This window comes from Nocardia sp. NPDC004260 (assembly GCF_053603155.1).
The window spans coordinates 80,033-101,717 of record NZ_JBSGEZ010000014.1 but is presented as its reverse complement, the minus strand read 5'-3'; the positions used below and the strand labels follow the sequence as shown (position 1 = coordinate 101,717).

Below are 21,685 nucleotides of genomic sequence, written 5' to 3'. Positions count from 1 at the left end.
CCTGCGTGGTCACGCTCCGCTGCCGCCTACGGGCCTGACCGTTCATGCCACGAACTCCACGTTGGACACCGACAGCCCCGAATCGCCGCGCGACACGGTGACCCGGAACCGGTAGTACCTGGTCTGCGGCTCGGCCTGGCCCGCGTTGGTCAGCGTCTGCTTGGCGGCGACCAGCACCCGTCCGGAGCGATCGTCGTCGCTTTCCAGCGCGGCCTCGACGATCTCGCCGCTGGAGACCACTTTGGCCTGCTGCACGATGCTGGTGAACGGATCGACGCGGCCGTCGAACTCGGTCTTGAACTCCCCCGAGGCCAGCGAGAGGATCCGGTCGATGTCCTGCTTGGCCGTATCGGCGCGGATGGTGGTCAGGTTGACGATCGCCTGCCTGGCGGTTTCCACGTATTCGGCTCGGCGCTCGTCACGTTCGTGCGCCGCGTGCATCGCGACAACCGACACGACCGCACCGGCCACGAGCGCGACGACCAGCAAGGCCGCGGCGGCCGCTGCGACGACACGCGGGACCCCGCGCCGTTTGTTCCCTTCGGCCTCGGCCGGTGTTGCCTCGGCGTCCGATTCGGCGTCGGTTTTCGTCACGGACACTTTCGCCGCGGGGACGCTCGAGTCGGCGGTGACCGGCGCCGGGACGGACGACGCCTTCGGCTCGGCCGCAACCGAACTCGTAGCGCCGTCCGCGACGCCGGTTTCTGCCCCGGTGGCAGGGTCCTTCGCGACCACGGTCCGCACGCCACCGGTCGCGTTCTCCTCGACCGGCGGCCCGGCCGAACGCACCGCACGCCGCCGCGCGCGGTGACCTTCTCCGTTGCTCTCACTCATCGTTGCTGCTCCTCGAGCATCGACTGCCAGCTCGACGGTACCGCGCCCGAACCGCCCGGTCCGATATCGCCCTGTCGGTAGGTACGCCCGTCGGTGCCGATGTACACGCCGGTGGCCGGGTCGTACGACCGTGCGGCGGCTGGTGTGCCGCCACCGTAACTCGCGGGTGCGACGACGGGGGGCTCGCTCGCGGGCGCTGCGGCGGGCGCCACCGGACGCGGCGGGCCGAACGGCGGGTTGTCACCGATCGGAACGTACCCCGTGCGGCACAGTTCCGGCGTCGGGGCGCGCACACCGGGCACCTCGGCGCACGGCGTGTTGCGGATGCCGCGCACCGCTTCGGGTGCGTCCTGTGGCACCTTGCAGTACAGGCCCGGCGGCGTGTCCGGGGTGTCGAGTTCGCTCGGCGAACGCCGCTGGTCGGGAGGGAGGAAGCCGGTCGTGCACGCGGGCGGGTCGTTGACCAGCGCCATGAAGTCGACCAGCGCGCCGTATTCCAGCGGACCGCGGACGGCGGTCAGCAGCGCGGCGACCAGCGGCGGATAGACCACCAGGATCTGCTCCAGCCCCGCGTGATACGTGACGGCGACCTGACCGACGCTGACCAGATTCGACAGCAGCAGCGGCAGCGTCGGCCGCAGGTCCTCGAACAAGTTGGTCACCCGCCGCATCGAGGACGGGCCCTCGCGCAGGATTCCACGCAGCGCGGGGTCGTGACCGCGCAACTGGTCGGTGACCGTCGCGAGATCGGCGGTCCAGGAACGGATCGCGGCGTCCGAGCGGGTCTGGGTGTCCAGCAGCGGCCCGATCCGGTCGAGCAGCTCTTTCGTCGGTTCCGCGTTGGCCTGCGCTTCCTGCACCAGCAACGACGCGGAATCGATGAACCGTTGCAGGTCCGGTCCCGCGCCGTTGAACGCGAGGAACGCCTCGTCGATGACCAGTTTCAGCCGGGTGTCCGCGACGCTCGACAGCAGCCGGTCGGCCTGGTCGAGCAGCGCGCCGACGTCTTGCGGCAGCTTGGTGCGCTCCACCGGGATCACGCTGCCGTCGCGGAGATTTCCGCCCGTGCGGTTCTGCGCCGGCACCAGGTCCACGTATTGCTCGCCGACCGCGGAGACGCTGCGCACCCACGCGTCGACATCCGAGGGAATCTTGTAGTCGCTGGCGATGGACAGCTTCGCGTCCACGCCGACCGGCGTCAGCCGGACCTCCTTCACCACACCGACGTTCGTGCCGCGATAGGCGACGTTGGCCGTCGGGTAGAGACCACCGGTCGCGGCCAGCTGCACGGTGACCTCGTAGCGCCCGATGCCGAACATCGCGGGCAGTTTGACGTAGGTGCCGCCCATGACCACCAGGCCGATCACCGTCAGCACGGAGAAGATGATCAGCTGGGTACGGACGAACCGGGTGAGTGTCACTGTCCCGGACCCCCTTGCGGCGCGGTGTTGCCCGGCATGGGCACGGTCAACCCGGGAATGGCGGGAATGCCGGGGATCGGCGGGAGTCCCGGGATGGTCGGGGCGGGCTGGCTCGCCGCGGGCGGCGGCGCCTGCAACGGACCCGTGGCCGGGTCGCCGTTCTGCGCTGCCGTGCCGGGCGCGAAGCTGCCGAGCGCGCCTTCCACGCCGCCGAACCGTCCGCCCAGAGGCGTTCCGGTGAGGAAGTTCGAATCCAGCCGCTTACCGGTGATGTCCACGGTCATGAACAGGTTGAGGTAGTCGCCCTTGATCGCATGGTCCAGGTTCTTCATCGGGAACGGGAAGGTGGCCAGGATCTTCAGCGCCTCGGTCAGATCGCTGCCGGTATCCGACAGCGATTTCAGCACCGGCACGAGGCTGCGCAGGTTGGCCTTCAAGTCGTCGCCGCTCGCCGCGACGATGCGCCGCACGACGTCGCTCAGCTCGCCCAGCGCGGTGATCGCCCTGGTGATGTTCGCGCGGCGATCGGCCAGCACGGTCAACGCCGGATGGATCTGCTCGATCGCCTCCGCCACCACGTCGCGCTGCTCGGCGAGCTGACCGCCGAGCCGGTCCAGTCCGCTCATCGCGGCGATGATGTCGCCGGTCTGGCGGTCCAGGTTCGTGGTCAGCTCGTTCAGCTGCGGCAGCAGGTCCCTGATGGCGTCCTCCCGCCCGGTGAACGCGGAATTCAGCTCGTGGGTGATGGTTTCCAATTGCGCGACGCCACCGCCGTTGAGCACCACCGACAGGGAGGACAGCACCTGCTCGGTGGTCGGATAGGTTCCCGCCCGCGCGAGCGGGATGACATCGCCCGCCTTCAACTGGCCTTCGGGGGGCTGGTCGGTCGGCTCGGCGAGCTCGAGATGGTTGGAGCCGAGCAGACTGGTCTGCCCGATCTTGGCGACGGCGTTCGCGGGCAGGTGCACGTCCGGGTTCAGCGAGACGGTGACCAGCGCGTGCCAGTCCTCCACCTCGATCTTCGAGACGGTGCCGACCGCGACGTCGTGCACCCGCACCGGCGAATTCCTGGTCAGCGTGGTGACGTTCGGCATCTGGACGCGCACCTCGTAGGAGCCGGGCGCGGTGCCCTCGGTGCCGGGCATGGGCAACGAATTCAATCCGTCCCACTGACAGCCGGTGACGCCGAGCGCCACCGCCAGCCCCGCCGCGACGGCGGCGGTGCGGCGCATCCGCCGCCTCGGCATCATCGCCCTCCTCCTGTCAGGCCGGGGATGGCCAGCCCGGCGAGGCCGTCCGGGACGCTCACCGGAGCGGGCCGCGGCCGCGCCGGATTCTGGCTCGCCACCCGCCCGGCCAGGCTGGGATCGGAGTACACCAGCTGATCGGGGAACGCGGTCACGCCGCTGGCCGGGTTCGTCATGATCGGCACGTAGTTCATGCTCAGGCTGTTGATCACCGGCGCCAGGTACTGCGCGCACAGGTCGGCGCTGCGGTCGGCGTCGTTGGTCTCCAGCGCGCGGACCGAACCGCACAGGAAACCGAGCGGGTCGGCCGGGTTGTTCAGCGCGATCGCGCCGGTCAGGGTGCCTTGGGCCGGTTTGTAGATCTGGTAGAAGTTCACCAGCGCGGTCGGGCCGGAGTGCAGGACGCGTTCCAATTCCGGTCGCTTGTCGACCAGCACTTGGGTGGCGTCGGCCAGCCGCTGCACGCCCTCGGTGAGTTCCGCGCCGCTGCCCGCGATGAACCGGCGCACGTCGACGATCGCCGCGTCCAGGTTGTCCAGGCCTGCGCCGAGATCCGAGGAGACCCCCGCCAGCACCGAGGACACCGACGCGAGCCTGCCTTCGAACTGCACGATCTGCTCGTTGCTCGCCGACAGCACGTCGACGAACTTCTGCAGGTTGCGCACGGTGCCGAACAGGTCGGTGCGGCCGTCCGACAGCGTGTTCAAGGTGGCCGACAGCTCCCGCAGGGTGTCGCGGAACCGCTGCCCGTTGCCGTCGAGGTTGTTCGCGGCGGTGTCGACGAAGCGGCCGAACGACCCCTGTTTGTCGTCGCCGACCGGGCCGAGCGCGGTGGCCAGCTTGGACAGCTCGGCCTTGATGTCGTCCCATTCGACCGGCACCGCGGTGTGCTCGATCGGGATCACGCTGTTGTCCTTCAATTTCGGCCCACCGGTGTAGGCGGGCGCGATCTGGATGAAACGCGCCGAGACCAGCGAAGGCGAGATGATCACCGCCTTCGGGTCGGCGGGGACGTCGACTCCGCGATTCAGGGTCATGGACACCTTCACCCGGTCCGCGCCGGGCTCGATCGCGTCGATGCGGCCGACCTTGACGCCGAGCACCCGCACGTCGTCGCCCGCGTACAGGCCGGATGTGGAGGTGAAATAGGCGGTGACCTTGGTGGTCCCGATCCGGGTTATGCCGTTCCACGCGAGCGCCACCACGAGCGCCGCGACGACCACTCCGGCCAGCACCAACGCCCAGCGAGGTAGTTTCCGTACGATATTCACCGCGGCGGCTCCTGTATCGCGGGTTCGATCGATGGGGGCGGCGTGAGGTAGCTCTGCAGATCACTCGGCAGGTGCTGCGGCCACACCAGCGCGTCCACCAGCGGTTGCAGCGTCTTGCTCGCCGCGTTGATCACGTAGGCCTGGAAGTAGGGACCGCTGCCGACCTGCTCACCCAGGGCCGCGGCGAACGGTCCGAGCCCGTCCAGCGCGTCGGCGAGATTCTGCTTGTTGCGCTGCAACAGCGCCAACACCGAATTCAGTTTGTCCAAAGCGGGTTTCAGCTGCGCCTCGTTGTCGGCGACCAGGCCGGAGAGCTGCTGGGCGAGGCCGTTGACGTAGACGATCAGCTGCCCGAGGGCGGTGCGCCGCCGGTCCAGCTCGCCGAGCAGCTCGTTGCCGTCCAGCAGCAGCGCGCTGATCTGGTTGCCCCGGTCGGCGAGGATCTTCGTCACGTTCTGCGCCCGCTTCAGCAAGTCCGTCAGCGCTTGATCGCGCGCGTTGATGCTGCGGGAAAGCGCGGTGACGCCGTCCAGCGCCGAGCGCAACGGCGCGGGCGTGTCGGCGAAGGTCGCCGAGAGCGCGTCGAGGGTTCGGTCGACCCGGTCCAGGTCCAGGTCGTGCACCGTGCCCGCCAGGTCGCTCAGCGCCTCGTTGAGCGAATACGGCGATGTGGTGCGCTCGAGCGGGATGGTGTCGTCGGCGCGCAGCGCGCCGGTGCCCGACGGCGTCACCTCCAGCGACTTGCGGCCGAGCACCGTGTTGGTCTTGATCGCCGCCGAAGTCTTCTCACCGAGCACGATCGACTCCGCGAGAGTGAACCGGACGAGCACTTTCGCGCCGTCCAGGCTGACGTCCTCCACGCGACCGGACCGAACGCCGGCCACCTGGACCGGGTCGCCGGGCAGCAGGCCGCCCGCGTCGGCGAAATAGGCGGTGAACGTCGCGCCGGAACGGATGAACGGCAGCCGGTCGAATTGCAGGGCCGACAGCGCCACCGCCACCGCGAGCACGAGGCCGACGATGCCGATGGTGATGGCGGGTGATCGCTGCTCTTTCATCGGTTGTCCGCACACCTTCCGGTCGTCTGCGCCCCGGGCATGTTGATCTTCATCGTATGGCCGTTCGGGCCGTCCACCAGGAAGTTCGTCGAGCAGACGTAGAGCTGGAGGAAGGAGCCGTATGAGCCGATGCGGATCAGCTGGCGATAGGTCGACGGCAGCCGGTCCAGCACCCACTGGACCGTGTCCGACCCGGCGTCGAGATTCGTGGCCAGGCGTCCGGTCTGCTCGATGGTGCCCCGCAGATCGGGGCGGGCTTGGGAGAGCAGATCGGTCAGATCGCCGGTGGCGCCGGCGATGCGCGGGATCGCGTCGCCGATCTGGTCTTTGTCGGCGGCCAATCCGCTGATCAAGCGTTGTAATTCGGCGATCGTGGTGGCGAACTGGTCGCCGCGCTCATCGATGGTCTGCAGGACCGCGTTGAGGTTGTTGATCACGCTGCCGATCAGGGCGTCCCGGTCGGCGAGCGTCTTGGCGAACGAGCCGCCGCTGTTGAGCAGGGACACCAGCGTGCCGCCTTGGCCCTGGAAGATCTGCAGCAGCGCGTTGGTCAGGTCGTTCACCTGGCCGGGGTCGAGTCCGCGCAGCAGCGGCCGGAAACCGCCGAGCAACATGTCCAGATCGAGGGCGGGCGCGGTCTGTTCCTTGGCGATGGTGCCGCCCGGCTGCAAGACACGGTTGGAGCCGGGGCCCTCCGACAGCTCGAGATAGCGGTCGCCGACCAGGTTCTCGTATTTGATCGCCGCACGAGTGCTGGTGAGCAGCCGGTACTTGCGGTCGACATCGAACTCGACGTGCGCGAGATAGTCCTTGCCGACCTTCACCGACTTGACCGAGCCGACCGGCACGCCCGCGATGCGCACCTTCGCCCCGGGCAGCATGCCGGACGAACTGGTGAACACGGCGTGGTAGCCGTTCTCCCGCGCGAAGCGCATCTGACTGAACACGACCGCCAGGCCTGCGAAGATCAGCGTCATCACCAGGGTGAAGATGGCCAGTTTGACGGTGGTCGCGGTGTTCTTCACGGGCGCGGCACCCCCGGTAGTCCGGCGAACAGAATCTGGAAGATCTTCGGCGGGTTGACACTCAGCGTCGTCGACGGTGTGTACACATGCCCTTCCGAGGTGTCGGTGACGACATAGTCCGAGTGGCTGCCCGGCACCCGGTCCAGGATGCCCGCGCACTGCGGGCCGCCGGTCGCGTTGACCTTGGGCAGATCCTCCGGGTAGGTGTACGGCTTCGCGCCGTACATGAAGCCGGTGTTCAGCGCGACGCCTTCCTGCAGGCCGCCGAAGACCGCCTCACCCATCGGCAGCGCCTTGCCCAGGCCGCCGATCAAGCAGTACAGCGCGGGCGCGTACTCGTCGAGCAATCCGGTGGTCGGGCGCAGCAGATCCAGCGCCGTGCCGAGCTGATTCTCGTTGTCGCGCAGGACCGATCCGGTGGTGTCGGCCAAGCCGGTGAGATTCACCAGCACGTTGTCCAGGCTGTCCTGTTCCTGGGTCAGGGTCTTGCTGGTGACCGTGAAGTTGTCCACGGTGCGCAGCAGGTCGTTCACCGAGTCCGCGTACAGGTCGGTGACCTGGCCGGTCTTCGCCAGATCCTGTTGCAGCGTCGGCAGATACGGGTTGATGTCGCGCAGGTAGGCGTCGCTCTGCTCGAGCAGTTCGCCCAGTTTCTCCCCGCGGCCCTGCAGCGCGGTGCCCAGCGCGGACAACGTCGCGTTCAGCTTCTCCGGCTCGATCTTGGCGAGCACGTCGGACAGATGCTGGAACAGCGTGTTGAACTCGACGGTCACCCGCTGCGCGGTGACGACCGCGCCGGGTTGCAGCGAAGTGGTCGCCGGCTGCTGCGGGACGATGAAGTTGACGTACTTCGCACCGAACACCGTGGTGGACCTGATGTCGACGTCCGCGTTGGACGGCACCAGCTTCAGCAGTTCCGGATCGAGGGCCAGCTTCAGTCTGGCGCCCTCGTCGGTGTGGTCGACCGAGGCCACCCGGCCGATCTCCACACCGCGCACCTTCACCTTGGCGTCCGGGTCCAGCACCAGGCCGCTGCGCGGCGCGTCCACCGTCACGGTGGCGGTCGGCGTGAAACCGCCGACGAACATGACCAGCGCGACCGCCACGATCGCGACCAGCGCCAGCACCATCGCCGCCCCGGCCAGTTTCAGGCCGAGCCCGCCGCGCAGCGCCCGCACGAGGCGGTTTTCCGTTTGCTTCGATTCCGCCATGTCGCTTATCCGGAGAGATGGAAGTTGCCGGAGGTGCCGTAGATGGCCAGCGAGATCAACAAGGTCACCGTGACCACCGCGACCAGCGAGGTGCGCACCGCGTTGCCCACCGCGACACCCACGCCGACCGGCCCGCCGGCGGCGTTGTAGCCGTAGTAGGTGTGGATCAGCATGACCGCCAGTGCCATGAAGATCGCCTGGGCGAAGGACCAGAGGATGTCGCTCGGGATGAGGAACGTGGAGAAGTAGTGGTCGTAGACGCCCGCCGACTGCCCGTAGATCACCACGGTGGCGAACCGGCTGGCCAGGAACGAGGCGATCACCGCCAGCGCGTAGAGCGGGACGATCGCGATCATCCCGGCCAATACGCGGGTGCCCACCAGGTAGGGCACCGGCCGGATCGCCATCGACTCCAGCGCGTCGATCTCCTCGGCGACCCGCATCGCGCCCAATTGCGCGGTCGAACCGGCCCCGATGGTGGCCGCCAGGCCGATGCCGGAGATCACCGGCGCCGCGATCCTGACATTGATGAACGCCGCGAAGAAGCCGGTCAGCGCCTCGACGCCGATATTGCCCAGCGAACTGTAGCCCTGCACGGCGATGGTGCCGCCCGCGAAGAGGGTCAGGAACCCGACGATCACCACCGTGCCGCCGATCACCGCCAGCGCGCCGGTGCCCATGCTGATCTCGGCGATCAGCCGGATGGTCTCGGTCCGGTAGTGCACCAGCGCCCGTGGAATGGCACCGAGCGCCTGGGCATAGAAAACGGCATGCTTGCCCACCGAATCGAGCGAATCCGACATCCGGCGCACCCGTCGAACGGTACGGGGGAAGCGGGATTCGATTACGAAGGCCATCGGATCACCGCGCCGTGAACTTGATGCCGACGGCGGTGACCACCACGTTCACGACGAACAAGGCCATAAAAGCGAAGACTACGGTCTGATTCACCGCATCACCGACACTCTTGGGTCCACCTTTGACATTAAGGCCCAGGTAGCAGGCGACCAGTCCGGCGATCAGCCCGAACAATCCGGCTTTCACCTCCGAAATGATCAGCTCGGGCAGATGGGTGAGCAGCGTGATGCCATTGACGAACGCGCCGGGGTTCACGTCCTGCAGAAACACCGAGAACAGAAATCCGCCGACGATGCCGATGGTGCACACCAGGCTGTTGAGCATCAGTGCGACGAACATCGAGGCGAGCACCCGGGGCACCACCAAGCGGTGCACCGGATCGATGCCCAGCACCCGCATGGCGTCGATTTCCTCGCGGATGGTGCGTGCGCCGAGGTCGGCGCAGATCGCGGTCGCGCCCGCCCCCGCGACAATGAGCACGGTGACGATCGGCCCCACCTGGGTGACCGCACCGAACGCCGCACCCGCTCCGCTGAGGTCGGCCGCGCCGATCTCCCGCAACAGAATGTTCAGCGTGAAGCTCACCAGAACGGTGAACGGAATGGCCACCAGCAATGTCGGCACGATCGATACCCGCGCGATGAACCACGACTGATCGATGAACTCGCGCCATTGAAAGGGTCTGCGCACGCTGGCGCGTGCGACATCGGCGGTGAGTTCGAAGAATCCGCCGACGGCCCGCAACGGCACGGCAAGGACCTCGTTCATCCGCGATCCTCCTTGCTCACCGGCGTACACAGCACACGGCGCGAATCTCACCGTGGCCGCACCGCCGGAACGATTAGAACATGTTCACCGTGTTGCCGGTACCACTTTTCACACATTTGAAGTGCAATTTTTCGAAAGATCGGCATATAAATTTGGAACCGGTGTCAGCGAGTGATGATCCCACCTTTGTGAGTGAGACATAACCCGTCCCTATGTCTACCAAGCACCGATCCCATGATCAACAGTTGGACAGCTGATCAGTTGCGCGCTCGCGGCGAGCCGCCGCGGCTCACCCCAACTCGGTGAGCGAAGAGGCCGAGAAGGTCCGCTCATCGGGGCGATCGGCGAAGTAGCCGCCCAGCGTGTCGGCCAGATCCCGCGGCGACCACTCCCCCGCGGCCGCGTCGAACCGGCGCTCGACGACGGGCGCCGCCATGAGCGCCACCATCCCCCCGTAGACGACGAACAGTTGCCCGTTGACCGCGTCGGCCGCGGGCGAGGCCAGATAGGCCACGAGCCGGGCCACGTGATCGGGCGACAGCGGATCGGGCTCCCCCTCCGGGGCGGGACTGAACACCGCCTCGGTCATCGCCGTGCGCGCCCGCGGGGCGATCGCGTTGGCGCGCACGCCGTAGCGCGACAGCGCCCGCGCTGCCGAAAGGGTCAGCGCCGTGATGCCCGCCTTCGCGGCGCCGTAGTTGGCCTGTCCCTCCGGGCCCAGCAAGCCGGCCTCCGAGGAGGTGTTGACCAACCTGCCGTACACCGGCGCGCCCGCCTGCTTCGACTTGCCGCGCCAGTAGGCCGCGGCATTGCGCGACAGCAGGAAATGGCCGCGCAGATGCACCGCGAGCACCGCGTCGAAGTCCTCGTCGGACATGTTGAACAGCATCCGGTCGCGGGTGATGCCCGCGTTGTTGACCACGATGTCGACCGAGCCGAACGACTCCTCCGCGGCACGGATCAGCGCGTCGGCGGTGGCGCGCTCGGCGATGCTGCCCGCGACGAACTCCGCCTTGGCGCCGAGCGCCCGGATCGCACCGAGCGTGTCGGCGACCGCGTCGGACTCCGCGAGGTCGTTGACCACCACGGACGCGCCGGCCCCGGCCAGCGCGAGCGCTTCGGCCCGCCCAAGTCCGGCGCCGCCGCCGGTCACGATCGCTACTCGGCCCGCCAGGCTCAGATCATTGCTCACGCGGCCGACTCTAGAACGTGTTCCAACTTACGGCAAGAGTCCTTCACTGCAGCCGCAGCGCCGCCTTGGGGCACTGCGCGACGGCATCCTGGACATCGGCGAGCCGATCGGCGGGCACATCGGCGTTCGCGATGTGCAGCACGTCCTCGTCATCGAGTTCGAACACGTCGGGGGCGATTCCGACGCATATTCCATTAGCTTCGCACTGGTCTGGATCGACACTGATCTTCATGGCAACTCCTTTACCACCACTCTGGCCGAAGCCTAACAAGCCGATCCGCTCCACCGGGGCGTCATCGGGGGGATTCAGTATCAATACTGGAACATGTTTCAGTCCATATGCAATGATCGGGGGAACCCGATCCCGACCATCCCCCATGAGGTATTGCCATGCGCATTGCGTACACGCCGCAACAGGAGCAGCTGCGCGCGGAACTGCGCGACTACTTCGCGCGGCTCATCACCCCCGAGCGCCGGGAGGCCCTGAGCGCGCAGACCGGCGAGTACGGGCAGGGCAACGTCTACCGCGAGGTGGTCCAGCAGATGGGCCACGACGGCTGGCTGGCGCTGGGCTGGCCCAAGGAGTACGGCGGCCAGGATCGCCCCACCATGGATCAGCTGATCTTCACCGACGAGGCCGCGATCGCGGGCGCGCCGGTGCCGTTCCTGACCATCAACTCGGTGGCGCCCACGATCATGCACTACGGCAGCGAGGAACAGAAGAAGTTCTTCCTGCCCAAGATCGCTGCCGGTGAACTGCACTTCTCCATCGGCTACTCGGAGCCGGGGGCGGGCACCGACCTGGCCAGCCTGCGCACCACCGCGGTGCGCGACGGCGACGACTACGTGATCAACGGCCAGAAGATGTGGACCAGCCTGATCGCCTACGCCGACTACGTCTGGCTGGCGGTGCGCACCGACCCGACCGCCAAGAAGCACAAGGGCATCAGCATGCTCATCGTGCCGACCACCGCCGAGGGCTTCTCCTGGACGCCCGTGCACACCATGGCTGGGCCGGACACCAGCGCCACCTACTACCAGGACGTGCGGGTGCCCGCGAGCGCGCTGGTCGGCCAGGAGAACGGCGGCTGGGCGCTGATCACCAATCAGCTCAACCACGAGCGCGTCGCGCTCACCTCGGCCGCGCCGCTCGCGCTGGCCCTGCGCCAGACCGTCGAGTGGGCGAGCAACACCAAGGCCGGTGACGGCTCCCGCGTGATCGATCGCGAATGGGTGCGGCTCAACCTGGCCAAGGTGCACGCCAAGGTCGAGTACCTCAAGCTGCTGAACTGGGAGATCGCCAGCCGGGCCGACGCGGGCGGCGACGCGGCTCCGCGCCCGTGGGACGCCTCCACCTGCAAGGTGTACGGCACCGAGCTGGCCACCGAGGCGTACCGGTTGCTCATGGAGGTGCTCGGACCGCAGGCCTACCTGCGCCAGGACTCCCCCGGCGCGGAACTGCGCGGCCGTCTGGAGCGCATGCACCGCGCCGCGCTCATCCTGACCTTCGGGGGCGGCACCAACGAAGTGCAGCGCGACATCATCGCCATGACCGCCCTCAAGCAGCCTGCCGCGGCGCGCTGATCGAAAGCTGGTAGAACGCCATGGATTTCACCCCCACCGAAGCCCAACTCGATCTCGGCCGGCTGACCGGCGAGGTGTGCGGCAAGCTCGTCACCGCCGACCGGCTGCGCGAACTCGACACCGCCGACGAGCGATTCGATCAGCAGCTGTGGAACTCGCTGGCCGAGACCGGCGTGCTCGCGGCCGCGCTGCCCGAGGCGGTCGGCGGCAGTGACCTCGGCTCGCTCGAGCAGACCGCCATCCTGCGCGAGCTGGGCAAGCACCTCGCGGCCGTGCCGTACCTGTGGTCGATCGCGCTCGGCGCAGGCGCGCTGGCGCGGTTCGGTTCCGCGGCACAACAGGAGCTGGCCACGCAGGCGGGCGCGGGCAGCGTCATCCTGACCGTCGCGCTGGCCGAGGAGCGCAACTGGGAACCCGCCGCGCCGACCACGACCGCCGTCGAGACCGAGGACGGTTGGCGGCTGACCGGCGCCAAGACCACCGTGCCCTTCGCGAACCGGTCAGAGCGAATTCTGGTGCCCGCCGGCGTCTCGGGGACCACGGCGGTGTTCCTGGTCGATCCCGCGGCGGCGACCGTGACCGCGCAGCAGGTGGTCGACCGCAGCCCCGAATTCGCGGTCGAACTCACCGATACCCCCGCCGAACTCGTCGGCACGGTGGACAGTGGCGCGGAGATCCTGGACTGGATCCTGACTCGCGCCTGGCTCGGTCTGAGCGCCCTACAGCTCGGCACTCTGGAACGGGCGCTCGAGCTGGTCGCCGACTACGCCAGGGAGCGTGAGCAGTTCGGCAAGGCGGTCGGCAGCTTCCAGGCGGTGGCGCAGCGGCTCGCCGACGCCTACATCGATGTCCAAGGCCTGCGCCTGGCGGTCACCCAAGCGGCATGGCTGCTGTCGGAGGACGTGCCCGCCGCCGAAGCGGTGCACACCGCCAAGTTCTGGGCCGCCGACGCGGGCCACCGCGTCGCGCACACCGTCGTCCACGTGCACGGCGGCGTCGGCATCGACCGCGACCACATCGCGCACAACTACTTCACCGCCGCCAAACACAACGAGTTCGCCCTCGGCGCGGGCACCGACCACCTCCGCGCTCTCGGCGCGTTGCTGGCCGGCTGAGAGCGGCACAGTAGAACGATCCGGCCCGCCCGACAGCACGTCGTGCGGGCCGAATCCGTTGCGCCTCAGGTGAGTCGCCGGTTCAACTCCGCGCTCACCCGCAGTACGTAGTCGGCAGCGTCTTCGAACGCTGCACGGCGCCGATCCGCATCCGTGCCGAAGCTCCGGACATGCGGCCGCTCCGTCACGGAGCAGCAGGGATCGGCGGTCATTGTTCGAACGCACCGCCTCCACCAACGAATTGCCGCGATGTGGCACGATATCGCGGCCATTTCCCGACTGTCGCGCTGATTCACCCCGATTTCCGACTCGGCTGCGGCTCGACCTGGAGTTCCTCAACCGGGGTGGACGTCAGGTAGCGCTGGAGAGTGGGGCCGACCTCGGCGATGATCTGGTCGCTGGTCAGCGCTACGACCGGGGGCAGGCACAGAACGTAGCGGCACAAGGCGAGGCCGAGCATCTGCGTGACGATCAGGCCGCCCCGGCGCGCGGCATCGGCGGGATCACCGAAGCGCAGGACGGCGGGAAATACCTGCTGGGCGAAGATGTCGCGGACGCGTTCGGCGACCGCCTCGTCGGTGATCGACGAACGCAGCAGCGTCAACAGCACCTCCTTGTTCGGCTGCTCCTCCCAGATTTCCAAGAAGCGGCGCACCAGCTGCTCACCCAGGGTGTCCGGGTCCGCGGCGCCGAGATCGGGCAGATCGAGACGGACGTCGACCGCCGCCGCGAAGAGGCCGTCTTTACTCCCGAAGTACCGCATGACCATGGACGGGTCGATGTCCGCGTCCGCGGCGATGGCGCGAATGGTCGCCTTGCGGAAACCTTCGGCGGCGAACCGCGCGCGGGCCGCCTCCAGAATCGCCGCGCGCGTCGCGTCCGAGCGGCGAGCGGGGGCTTGGTCAGGCTCTACGGTCATGCCAACAAGTGTAGGCCAACAACTGTTGACTTCCTAGCGCGAGCTGCGCTACGGTTATGTCAACAAACGTTGGCCTACAAACGTTGACCTGAGGAGTTCCGATGAACGCCACCCCGAACCCGCTGCCCGCCACCACCTCCGTCGTGATCGTCGGCGCGGGTCCCGCCGGACTCACCGCCGCCATCACACTGGCCGACGCGGGCGTGGATTTCGTCCTCCTGGACCGGCTGAGCGAAGGCGCGAACACCTCCCGCGCCGCGGTCGTGCACGCCAGGACACTGGAAGTACTCGAGCAGCTCGGCATCGGGGACGAACTGGTCGCGACGGGCGACATCGTCGCGCGCTTCACCGTCCACGACGGCGGGCACACCTTGGCGACCATCGGGTTCGACGGGCTGCCGACCCGCTACCCCTACACCTTGATGACACCGCAGGACACCACCGAGGCGGTGCTGCTGAAGCGACTGCGAAAAGCGGGCGGCGACGTACGGCGGCCGTACCAGGTCACCCGGGTCGCGGAGGAGAACGACGGCGTCACGGTCGAATACACCGACGAGGCGGGCGCGCCCGGCAGCATCCGCGCCGACTACGTCATCGGGACCGACGGCATGCACAGCATCGTGCGGGAGCAAGCGGGGATCGGGTTCACCGGCGCGACGTACCCGGAATCCTTCGTCCTCGCCGACGTGCGGATGGATTGGCCTATCCCGCGCGACGAAGTCGCCCTGCACCTCTCACCGGAGGGCGTCATGGTGGTCGCGCCGCTCCCCGACGAGAAGGAGCCGAACCGCTTCCGCGTGGTCGCGACCCTGGAAACGGCGCCCGAGCACTCGACCACCGAGGACCTCCAGAAGCTCTTGGACGCCCGCGGCCCAGGCGGCACGGTTCGGGTTCACGAGGTGCTGTGGAGCTCGCGCTTCCGCGTGCACCACCGCGTCGCCGACCACTACCGCAGCGGCCGCGTCCTGCTCGCCGGGGACGCCGCCCACGTGCACAGCCCGGCGGGCGGCCAGGGCATGAACACCGGAATCCAAGACGCCGCCACCCTCGGCCCGCTGCTGGCCCGCGTGCTGGCCGGCGAGCCGGACACCTTGCTGGACGACTACGAAACCACCCGCCGCCCCGTCGCCCTCGGCGTTGTCTCGTTCACCGACCGCATGACCAAGATGGCCACCCTGCGCGCACGCCCCGCCCGCACCCTGCGCAACCTGACCCTCACCACCCTGGCCCGCATCCCCACCTTCCGCCACCGCCTCGCCTACCAACTGTCCGAACTCGCCAACCGCTGATTCGGCGCAAAACTACTTCGCGCTCGCCACGGCGTTGTCGTCGGCGGGACGGGAGAGGGCCTGTTCCTTGGCCCAGCGGTAGTCGGGCTTGCCCGCCGGGGAACGCTTGATCTCGTCGACGAACCACAAGCTGCGGGGGAGTTTGTACGGCGCGATCTCCTGGGTGAGCATGGGGCGGAGCTCTTCCAGGGTGGGGCGGGACTCGCCGCGGCATTGCACGACCGCGACCACTCGCTGGCCCCAGCGCTCGTCCTCGATGCCCACCACGAGCGCGTCGAAGATCTCCGGATGCGTCTTGAGCGCGCCCTCGACCTCCTCGGGGTAGATCTTCTCGCCGCCGCTGTTGATGCTGACCGAACCACGGCCGAGCATGGTGACCGTGCCGTCCTCCTCGACGCGAGCGAAGTCGCCGGGGATGGCGTAGCGGACGCCGTTGAACTCCTTGAAGGTCGCCGCGGTCTTGACCTCGTCCTTGTAGTAGCCGAGCGGGATGTGCCCGCGCCGGGCCAGGATGCCGACCGCGCCGGAGCCGGGCCGCACCGGGTTGCCGTCCTCGTCGAGCACCTCGGTGGACGCGTCGATCTTCACGCGCGGACCGCCGGTGTGCGTCGCGCCCTTGGCGACGATGGCGATACCGCCGAAACCGGTCTCCGAGGAGCCGATCGAATCGGAGATCATCCGGTTGGGCAACAGCTCGAGGAACTGGTCCTTGAGCGCGGGCGAGAACAGCGCCGCACTGCTGGCCATCACGTACAGGCTCGAAAGATCGTAGGGCTGACCGGTTTCCGGATTGCCCTCGATCAGCGCGTCGAGCATCGGGCGGGCCATGGCGTCACCGGTGATGAAGATCAGATTGATCTTGTGCTGATCGATGGCCCGCCACACGCCGTGCCCGGAGAACTCCGGAAGCATCACGGCTTTGCCGCCGCCGAACAGGCTGTGGAACGTGGCCCACTGCGCTCCGCCGTGGATCATCGGCGGGATCGGAAACCGCACCATCGGCGGGCTGCCCGCACCGACCTTGGCCAGCTCCCACTCGTCCTGGACGTATTCGCCGGTGATGAAGTTGATGCCCGCGCCGAGCACGCGCCACACGTCCTCCTGGCGCCACATCACGCCCTTGGGCATGCCGGTGGTGCCGCCCGTGTAGACCATGTACAGGTCGTCCGGGGAACGCTCGCCGAAGTCGCGCTCGCCCGAGGACTGCGCGATCACCGCCTCGTATTCCACCGAATCCGCTGCGGTGGCGATCGTGCCGGTCGTATCGTCGTCGACGACGACGACGGTGCGCAGCTGCGGGGTCTTGGAACGAACGGCGGCGACCCGGTCGCTGTAGCGCCGCTCGTGGATCAGCGCAACCATGTCCGAGTTGTCGAAGATGTATTGCAACTCGTTCTCGACGTAACGGAAGTTCACGTTGATCATCACGGCCCGCGCCTTGAAGATCGCGACCATGGCCTCGACGGCCTCGATCGTGTTGCGTGAGTAGATACCCACCTTGTCGCCCGGCTGGACTCCCTGTTCTTGCAGGTAGTGAGCGAGACTGTTGGCCCGCTCCTCCAACTGGGCGTAGGTGACCTCGCGGCCGTCGTCGGCCAGCGCGACGCGGTCGGGCATCAGGTCGATGGCATGTTCGACAAGGTCCGCTATGTTGTAGCTCACAGCCATAAAAATAGAACGTGTTACTGTTTCTGACAAGGCTCGAAGTCAGGAGAATCAGCGATGCCGCACTGCCTCGTCGAGAAGCGCGACCACGTCCTCATCGTCACCATGAACCGGCCCGAGGCGCGCAACGCGCTGTCCGGCGAGATGATGGCGATCATGAAAGACGCCTGGAACCAGGTGGACGACGATCCGGACATCCGGGTCGCGATCCTGACCGGCGCGGGCGGCGCGTTCTGCGCGGGCGCCGATCTCAAGGGCATGACCTCCGAGCACCCCGGCGACACCATCGACGGCGGCGGCTGGAATCCGGCCAAGCTCGAGGCGCTGCTCAAAGGACGCAGGCTGACCAAGCCGCTGATCGCGGCGGTCGAGGGCCCCGCCATCGCGGGCGGCACCGAAATCCTGCAAGGCACCGACATCCGCGTGGCCGGGGAGAGCGCGAAATTCGGCGTCTCCGAGGCGCGTTGGGGCCTGTTCCCGCTGGGCGGCTCGGCGGTGCGGCTGGTCCGCCAGATCCCTTACACCGTCGCCGCCGAGATTCTGCTCACCGGACGACACCTGACCGCCGCCGAGGCCAAGGAGATCGGCCTGATCGGGCACGTGGTGCCGGACGGCACGGCGCTGGACAAAGCGCTGGAGATCGCGGGGCAGATCGCCGCCAACGGCCCGCTGGCCGTGCAGGCCATCCTGCGCACCATCCGCGAGACCGAGGCCATGCCGGAGGAGGACGCCTTCCAGATCGACGCCAAGCTCGGCATGTCCGTATTCCGCTCGGCCGATGCCAAGGAAGGGCCGCGCGCGTTCGCGGAGAAGCGCAAGCCCTCTTTCACCGGAAACTGAGTTCCCGGATCGAGCCCTACGCCCCCGATGCGCGACCAGTGCACGCGCATCGGGGGCGACCCCTCGCCGGGCTCAGTTCGCGCCCGGGTAATCCATCCAGAACGGCTCCCACTGGTGACCGTCCGGGTCGATGAAGGTGCGGCCGTGCATGCCGACCTGCGCCTCCTGCGCCCGCTTGTCCTCGTTCACCTCTTCGGTCGCGCCCGCGGCGAGCGCCGCGTCGGTCAGGCTGTCGACCTCCTCGGCGCTGCCGAGCGCGAGCGCGTACGCCGCGTTGATCGCCGCCTTGGTGTCGGCCACCGGACGCTTGCTGAAGGTGGTGAAGAAATCCCTGATGAGCAGCATCAGGCAGATGTTGTCGTCCACCACGATGCAGGCCGCGTTGTCGTCGGTGAAGTCATGGTTGACCTTCCAGCCCAGCGCTTCGTAGAACGCCATCGATCGGTGCAGATCGGCGACCGGGAGATTGATGAAGATCATCTTGCTGCTCATGGCCTCTTCCTCTCGAGCAAATTCTTTTCGTGTCACCGGATATGACGGTCCGCGAGCGGTCGATTCATCGCCGCCACGACCGTGACACGTCCCATAGGCCGGACAGGTTTAATGATCTTGATCGGTGCGGCACTCGAGTTGAACAGCCTGTTTCTTGTCGGTGGCCTGTGGCAGGGTGGCAGCCATGAACGACTCGCCCGGCTCGCCCGACGGCCTCGCTCCCGATCTGCTCGCCGCGTTCGAGACCCATCGTCGGGAGCTGTGCGCGTACGCCTACCGCATGCTCGGCTCGTCCTTCGAAGCGGAGGACGCGGTGCAGGAGACCCTCACCCGGGCATGGAAGTCCTACGATTCGTTCGAGGGCCGTGCCAGCCTGCGCTCCTGGCTGTACAAGATCACCACGAACGTCTGCCTGGACATGCTCGACGGTCCGCAGCGCCGCGCCCGGCCGATGGATTTGTCCGGTCCGTCGCGGCCGGATTCGCCGTTGCCCGCGCCCCAACCGGATTACGTCTGGATCGAGCCGATTCCGAACGCCCTGGCCTTCGGCGCCGATCCGGCCGAGCACGCCAGCGCCAAGGACACGCTGCGCCTGGCCTTCGTCGCCGCATGCCAGCACCTGCCCGCCACCCAGCGCGCGATCCTGATCATGCGCGAGGTGCTGCGTTTCTCCGCCAACGAGACCGCCGAGGCACTCACCATGTCGCCCGCGTCGGTCAACAGCGCGCTGCAACGGGCGCGCGCCACCATGTCCAAGGTCCAGCCCGCGGCCACCGACACCTACGACGAGACCGACGACGACCAGCGCAGACTCGTCGACAATTTCGTCAAGGCGTTCGAGGACTACGACATGGATACGCTCACTTCGCTGCTGAAAGCGGATGTGGCACTGTCCATGCCGCCGGTCGAGCTGTGGGTCTCCGGCCCGGAGAACGTGGCCGCGTTCATGCTCGGCACCGGAAGCGCCTGCCGCGATTCGCGATTGGTCCGGCTGGAAGGCGCCAACGGCCTGCCCGCCTTCGGCCACTACAAGCCGGGCGACGAGCCGGGCGTATGGGTGCCGTGGTCGATCACGGTGCTGGAACTCGACGGCGACACCATCGCCGGACTGAATTTCTTCCTCGACACCGAGAAGCTGTTCCCCCTGTTCGGTCTCGCCCCCGAACTGCGCGAGAGCATCTGATCCGGCGCGCACGAATGCGCCCTTCGCGAGATTGTCGCGAAGGGCGCATTCGCTTTTCGGCGTCGGTCGCGCAGCCGGGCCGAAGCCCCAGCGACCCGGCTGCGGGATACGTTACGACGCTGGGATATAACGCTCGCGCAGCTTGCGCTTGTACAGCTTGCCGTTCGGATCACGTGGCAGCTCGGGCAGATAGTCGACCGACTTGGGCATCTTGTACTTCGCCAATTGCGTGGCGGCGAACGCGAGAAGCTCCTCGGTGAGCGACTCGTCGCCCTCCGCTCCGTCGACGGGCTGCACGACCGCCTTCACTTCCTGGCCCCAATCCGGATGCGGTACGCCGAAAACCGCGACGTCGGCGACCTTCGGATGCGTGATCAGGACGTTCTCGACCTCCGCCGGGTAGATGTTCACCCCGCCGGACAGGATCAGGTCCGAGCGCCGGTCGTGCAGGTAGAGGTAGCCGTCCTCGTCGAGGTGCCCGATGTCGCCGACGGTGAACAGGTCACCGACGCGCGAGTCCTCGGTCTTGGCCTTGTCGTGGTGGTACTCGAAACTCGAAGCGCCCATGCGCATGTAGACCAGACCGGTCTCGCCCGCGGGCACCTCGGAGCCGTCCTCCTCGCTGAGCACCTTGATCACCGACCACGGCCACGCCTTGCCGACCGAGCCCGGCTTGCGCAGCCAGTCGGCGCCGTTGATCACCGTGCCGCCACCCTCGGTGGCCGCGTAGTACTCGGTGACCGTCGGGCCCCACCATTCGAGCATCTGCCGCTTGGTCTCCTGCGGGCAGGGCGCGGCGCCGTGCACCATGCTGCGCAGGGAGGACACGTCGTACTTGGCGCGCACCTCCTCCGGCAAGGCCAGCAGCCGGTGGAACTGGGTGGGCACCATGTGGCTGTGCGTCACCCGGTGCTTGTCGATCAGCCGCAGCATCTCCTCGGCGTCCCAGCGGTCCATCAGAACCAGCTTGTGGCCCAGGTTGATCGAGATGGTGGCGAAGTTCAGCACCGCCGTGTGGTACAGCGGCGAGCCGCAGATGTGCACGTGGTCGTCGTAGGGCGCGAGTTCGAACAGGCCGAAGAACGCGGTGGTGTGCGCCGGGACCACATCGGGGTCCGCGCCGGTGAGCGGCCGCCGGACGCCCTTGGGCCGTCCCGTGGTCCCCGAGGTGTAGAGCATCGGCGCGCCGGTGCTGCGGTCGGACGGACGGCCGGTGTCGGCGGCGCCGAGCCAGGCCACCGATTTGAAGCCCTCGATCTCGCCCACCGCGAAGCGCGCCGTCGCGGGCAAGCCCGCCTCGTCGGCGGCGGCCTTGGCCGCGGCGGCGAAACGATCGCTGGCGATGAACGCCTTCGCCTCGCTGTCGGCCAGGATGTAGGCGACCTCCGGACCGGTGAGATGCCAGTTCACCGCGACGATATACAACCCCGACTGGTAGGCCGCGAAGTACGCCGCGATCGCCTCCACACAGTTGTGCACCATGCTCACCAGCACGTCACCGGTTTTCAGGCCGAGCCCGCGCAGGCCGGTGGCGTAACGATTGGCGAGCGTGGCCAATTCGCGATACGTCACCTCCCGGCCCGAGGGATCGACCATCGCGATCCGATCGGGTTCGGCTTCGGCGATGTTCCACAGACCGAGAATTTTCACTGGCTCCGGTACGGGGGGATTGTGCGGAGCCGACGGGGCGGGTGAGGCAGTCACCCCATTGAA

20 protein-coding genes are annotated in these 21,685 nt (G+C 67.9%); 5 read left to right on the top strand and 15 right to left on the bottom strand.

Annotated features, from left to right (window positions below; translation table 11 throughout):
- Positions 1-42: 42 nt before the first annotated feature.
- The 11 genes from ACWEO7_RS11145 to ACWEO7_RS11095 form a co-directional block, all read right to left on the bottom strand.
- Positions 43-834, bottom strand: a complete 792-nt coding sequence (locus tag ACWEO7_RS11145; protein WP_452422690.1) for a hypothetical protein — start codon at positions 832-834, stop codon at positions 43-45.
- Complete coding sequence (locus ACWEO7_RS11140; RefSeq protein ID WP_452422688.1) at positions 831-2,255, bottom strand: MCE family protein; 1,425 nt, start codon at positions 2,253-2,255, stop codon at positions 831-833. The genes ACWEO7_RS11145 and ACWEO7_RS11140 overlap by 4 nt, the downstream gene beginning before the upstream one ends.
- On the bottom strand, positions 2,252-3,505 hold the full coding sequence (locus tag ACWEO7_RS11135) for an MCE family protein (RefSeq protein ID WP_452422686.1): 1,254 nt from the start codon (positions 3,503-3,505) through the stop codon (positions 2,252-2,254). Before ACWEO7_RS11135 ends, ACWEO7_RS11140 begins: the two co-directional genes overlap by 4 nt.
- On the bottom strand, positions 3,502-4,773 hold the full coding sequence (locus ACWEO7_RS11130; protein ID WP_452422684.1) for an MCE family protein: 1,272 nt from the start codon (positions 4,771-4,773) through the stop codon (positions 3,502-3,504). The genes ACWEO7_RS11135 and ACWEO7_RS11130 overlap by 4 nt, the downstream gene beginning before the upstream one ends.
- Positions 4,770-5,831, bottom strand: a complete 1,062-nt coding sequence (locus tag ACWEO7_RS11125; RefSeq protein WP_452422683.1) for an MCE family protein — start codon at positions 5,829-5,831, stop codon at positions 4,770-4,772. Before ACWEO7_RS11125 ends, ACWEO7_RS11130 begins: the two co-directional genes overlap by 4 nt.
- Positions 5,828-6,856, bottom strand: coding sequence for an MCE family protein (locus ACWEO7_RS11120; RefSeq protein WP_452422681.1), 1,029 nt, complete (start codon positions 6,854-6,856; stop codon positions 5,828-5,830). The genes ACWEO7_RS11125 and ACWEO7_RS11120 overlap by 4 nt, the downstream gene beginning before the upstream one ends.
- Positions 6,853-8,067 (bottom strand): MCE family protein, encoded by a 1,215-nt coding sequence (locus ACWEO7_RS11115; RefSeq protein WP_450022490.1) that lies wholly within the window; start codon positions 8,065-8,067, stop codon positions 6,853-6,855. Before ACWEO7_RS11115 ends, ACWEO7_RS11120 begins: the two co-directional genes overlap by 4 nt.
- A 5-nt stretch (positions 8,068-8,072) precedes the next feature.
- Positions 8,073-8,924, bottom strand: a complete 852-nt coding sequence (locus ACWEO7_RS11110; protein ID WP_355076901.1) for an MlaE family ABC transporter permease — start codon at positions 8,922-8,924, stop codon at positions 8,073-8,075.
- A gap of 4 nt (positions 8,925-8,928) precedes the next feature.
- Positions 8,929-9,693, bottom strand: coding sequence for an MlaE family ABC transporter permease (locus ACWEO7_RS11105; RefSeq protein ID WP_355076899.1), 765 nt, complete (start codon positions 9,691-9,693; stop codon positions 8,929-8,931).
- A 289-nt stretch (positions 9,694-9,982) separates the two neighbouring features.
- Positions 9,983-10,885, bottom strand: a complete 903-nt coding sequence (locus tag ACWEO7_RS11100) for a 3-oxoacyl-ACP reductase (RefSeq protein WP_452422679.1) — start codon at positions 10,883-10,885, stop codon at positions 9,983-9,985.
- A gap of 43 nt (positions 10,886-10,928) precedes the next feature.
- The gene (locus ACWEO7_RS11095) at positions 10,929-11,117 is read right to left on the bottom strand and encodes a ferredoxin (RefSeq protein WP_355076896.1); all 189 of its coding nucleotides are present in this window, start codon (positions 11,115-11,117) and stop codon (positions 10,929-10,931) included.
- A gap of 158 nt (positions 11,118-11,275) precedes the next feature.
- Here ACWEO7_RS11095 and ACWEO7_RS11090 point away from each other — a divergent pair, with 158 nt between their 5' ends.
- Positions 11,276-12,469 (top strand): acyl-CoA dehydrogenase family protein, encoded by a 1,194-nt coding sequence (locus tag ACWEO7_RS11090; protein WP_452422677.1) that lies wholly within the window; start codon positions 11,276-11,278, stop codon positions 12,467-12,469.
- A gap of 20 nt (positions 12,470-12,489) precedes the next feature.
- The gene (locus ACWEO7_RS11085) at positions 12,490-13,584 is read left to right on the top strand and encodes an acyl-CoA dehydrogenase family protein (protein ID WP_452422675.1); all 1,095 of its coding nucleotides are present in this window, start codon (positions 12,490-12,492) and stop codon (positions 13,582-13,584) included.
- A gap of 292 nt (positions 13,585-13,876) precedes the next feature.
- Here the strand turns inward: ACWEO7_RS11085 and ACWEO7_RS11080 are convergent, their stop codons facing one another.
- Positions 13,877-14,503 (bottom strand): TetR/AcrR family transcriptional regulator, encoded by a 627-nt coding sequence (locus tag ACWEO7_RS11080; protein ID WP_452422674.1) that lies wholly within the window; start codon positions 14,501-14,503, stop codon positions 13,877-13,879.
- Between the two features lie 101 nt (positions 14,504-14,604).
- Here ACWEO7_RS11080 and ACWEO7_RS11075 point away from each other — a divergent pair, with 101 nt between their 5' ends.
- Positions 14,605-15,792, top strand: coding sequence for an FAD-dependent monooxygenase (locus ACWEO7_RS11075; protein ID WP_452422672.1), 1,188 nt, complete (start codon positions 14,605-14,607; stop codon positions 15,790-15,792).
- Between the two features lie 12 nt (positions 15,793-15,804).
- On the opposite strand, the gene ACWEO7_RS11070 is transcribed toward ACWEO7_RS11075, so the two are convergent.
- The gene (locus ACWEO7_RS11070) at positions 15,805-17,454 is read right to left on the bottom strand and encodes an acyl-CoA synthetase (protein WP_452422670.1); all 1,650 of its coding nucleotides are present in this window, start codon (positions 17,452-17,454) and stop codon (positions 15,805-15,807) included.
- 60 nt (positions 17,455-17,514) lie between these two features.
- On the opposite strand from ACWEO7_RS11070, the gene ACWEO7_RS11065 reads away from it, so the two are divergent.
- Complete coding sequence (locus tag ACWEO7_RS11065; RefSeq protein WP_355076882.1) at positions 17,515-18,297, top strand: crotonase/enoyl-CoA hydratase family protein; 783 nt, start codon at positions 17,515-17,517, stop codon at positions 18,295-18,297.
- 72 nt (positions 18,298-18,369) lie between these two features.
- Here ACWEO7_RS11065 and ACWEO7_RS11060 read toward each other — a convergent pair whose 3' ends face one another.
- Entirely contained in the window at positions 18,370-18,789 is a 420-nt protein-coding gene (locus ACWEO7_RS11060; protein ID WP_450022469.1) for a VOC family protein, read from the bottom strand.
- Between the two features lie 184 nt (positions 18,790-18,973).
- Here ACWEO7_RS11060 and ACWEO7_RS11055 point away from each other — a divergent pair, with 184 nt between their 5' ends.
- On the top strand, positions 18,974-19,972 hold the full coding sequence (locus ACWEO7_RS11055) for a sigma-70 family RNA polymerase sigma factor (protein ID WP_452422668.1): 999 nt from the start codon (positions 18,974-18,976) through the stop codon (positions 19,970-19,972).
- Positions 19,973-20,083: 111 nt separating this feature from the next.
- On the opposite strand, the gene ACWEO7_RS11050 is transcribed toward ACWEO7_RS11055, so the two are convergent.
- Positions 20,084-21,676, bottom strand: coding sequence for an acyl-CoA synthetase (locus ACWEO7_RS11050; RefSeq protein ID WP_452422666.1), 1,593 nt, complete (start codon positions 21,674-21,676; stop codon positions 20,084-20,086).
- Positions 21,677-21,685: the final 9 nt, after the last annotated feature.

What these genes read in the sequence shown, in the direction of transcription:
- ACWEO7_RS11145 (WP_452422690.1), bottom strand. Translation starts at nt 834, where the DNA reads ATGAGTGAGAGCAACGGAGAAGGTCACCGCGCGCGGCGGCGTGCGGTG.
- ACWEO7_RS11135 (WP_452422686.1), bottom strand. Translation starts at nt 3,505, where the DNA reads ATGATGCCGAGGCGGCGGATGCGCCGCACCGCCGCCGTCGCGGCGGGG.
- ACWEO7_RS11125 (WP_452422683.1), bottom strand. Translation starts at nt 5,831, where the DNA reads ATGAAAGAGCAGCGATCACCCGCCATCACCATCGGCATCGTCGGCCTC.
- ACWEO7_RS11115 (WP_450022490.1), bottom strand. Translation starts at nt 8,067, where the DNA reads ATGGCGGAATCGAAGCAAACGGAAAACCGCCTCGTGCGGGCGCTGCGC.
- ACWEO7_RS11110 (WP_355076901.1), bottom strand. Translation starts at nt 8,924, where the DNA reads ATGGCCTTCGTAATCGAATCCCGCTTCCCCCGTACCGTTCGACGGGTG.
- ACWEO7_RS11105 (WP_355076899.1), bottom strand. Translation starts at nt 9,693, where the DNA reads ATGAACGAGGTCCTTGCCGTGCCGTTGCGGGCCGTCGGCGGATTCTTC.
- ACWEO7_RS11095 (WP_355076896.1), bottom strand. Translation starts at nt 11,117, where the DNA reads ATGAAGATCAGTGTCGATCCAGACCAGTGCGAAGCTAATGGAATATGC.
- ACWEO7_RS11090 (WP_452422677.1), top strand. Translation starts at nt 11,276, where the DNA reads ATGCGCATTGCGTACACGCCGCAACAGGAGCAGCTGCGCGCGGAACTG.
- ACWEO7_RS11085 (WP_452422675.1), top strand. Translation starts at nt 12,490, where the DNA reads ATGGATTTCACCCCCACCGAAGCCCAACTCGATCTCGGCCGGCTGACC.
- ACWEO7_RS11080 (WP_452422674.1), bottom strand. Translation starts at nt 14,503, where the DNA reads ATGACCGTAGAGCCTGACCAAGCCCCCGCTCGCCGCTCGGACGCGACG.
- ACWEO7_RS11075 (WP_452422672.1), top strand. Translation starts at nt 14,605, where the DNA reads ATGAACGCCACCCCGAACCCGCTGCCCGCCACCACCTCCGTCGTGATC.
- ACWEO7_RS11065 (WP_355076882.1), top strand. Translation starts at nt 17,515, where the DNA reads ATGCCGCACTGCCTCGTCGAGAAGCGCGACCACGTCCTCATCGTCACC.
- ACWEO7_RS11060 (WP_450022469.1), bottom strand. Translation starts at nt 18,789, where the DNA reads ATGAGCAGCAAGATGATCTTCATCAATCTCCCGGTCGCCGATCTGCAC.
- ACWEO7_RS11055 (WP_452422668.1), top strand. Translation starts at nt 18,974, where the DNA reads ATGAACGACTCGCCCGGCTCGCCCGACGGCCTCGCTCCCGATCTGCTC.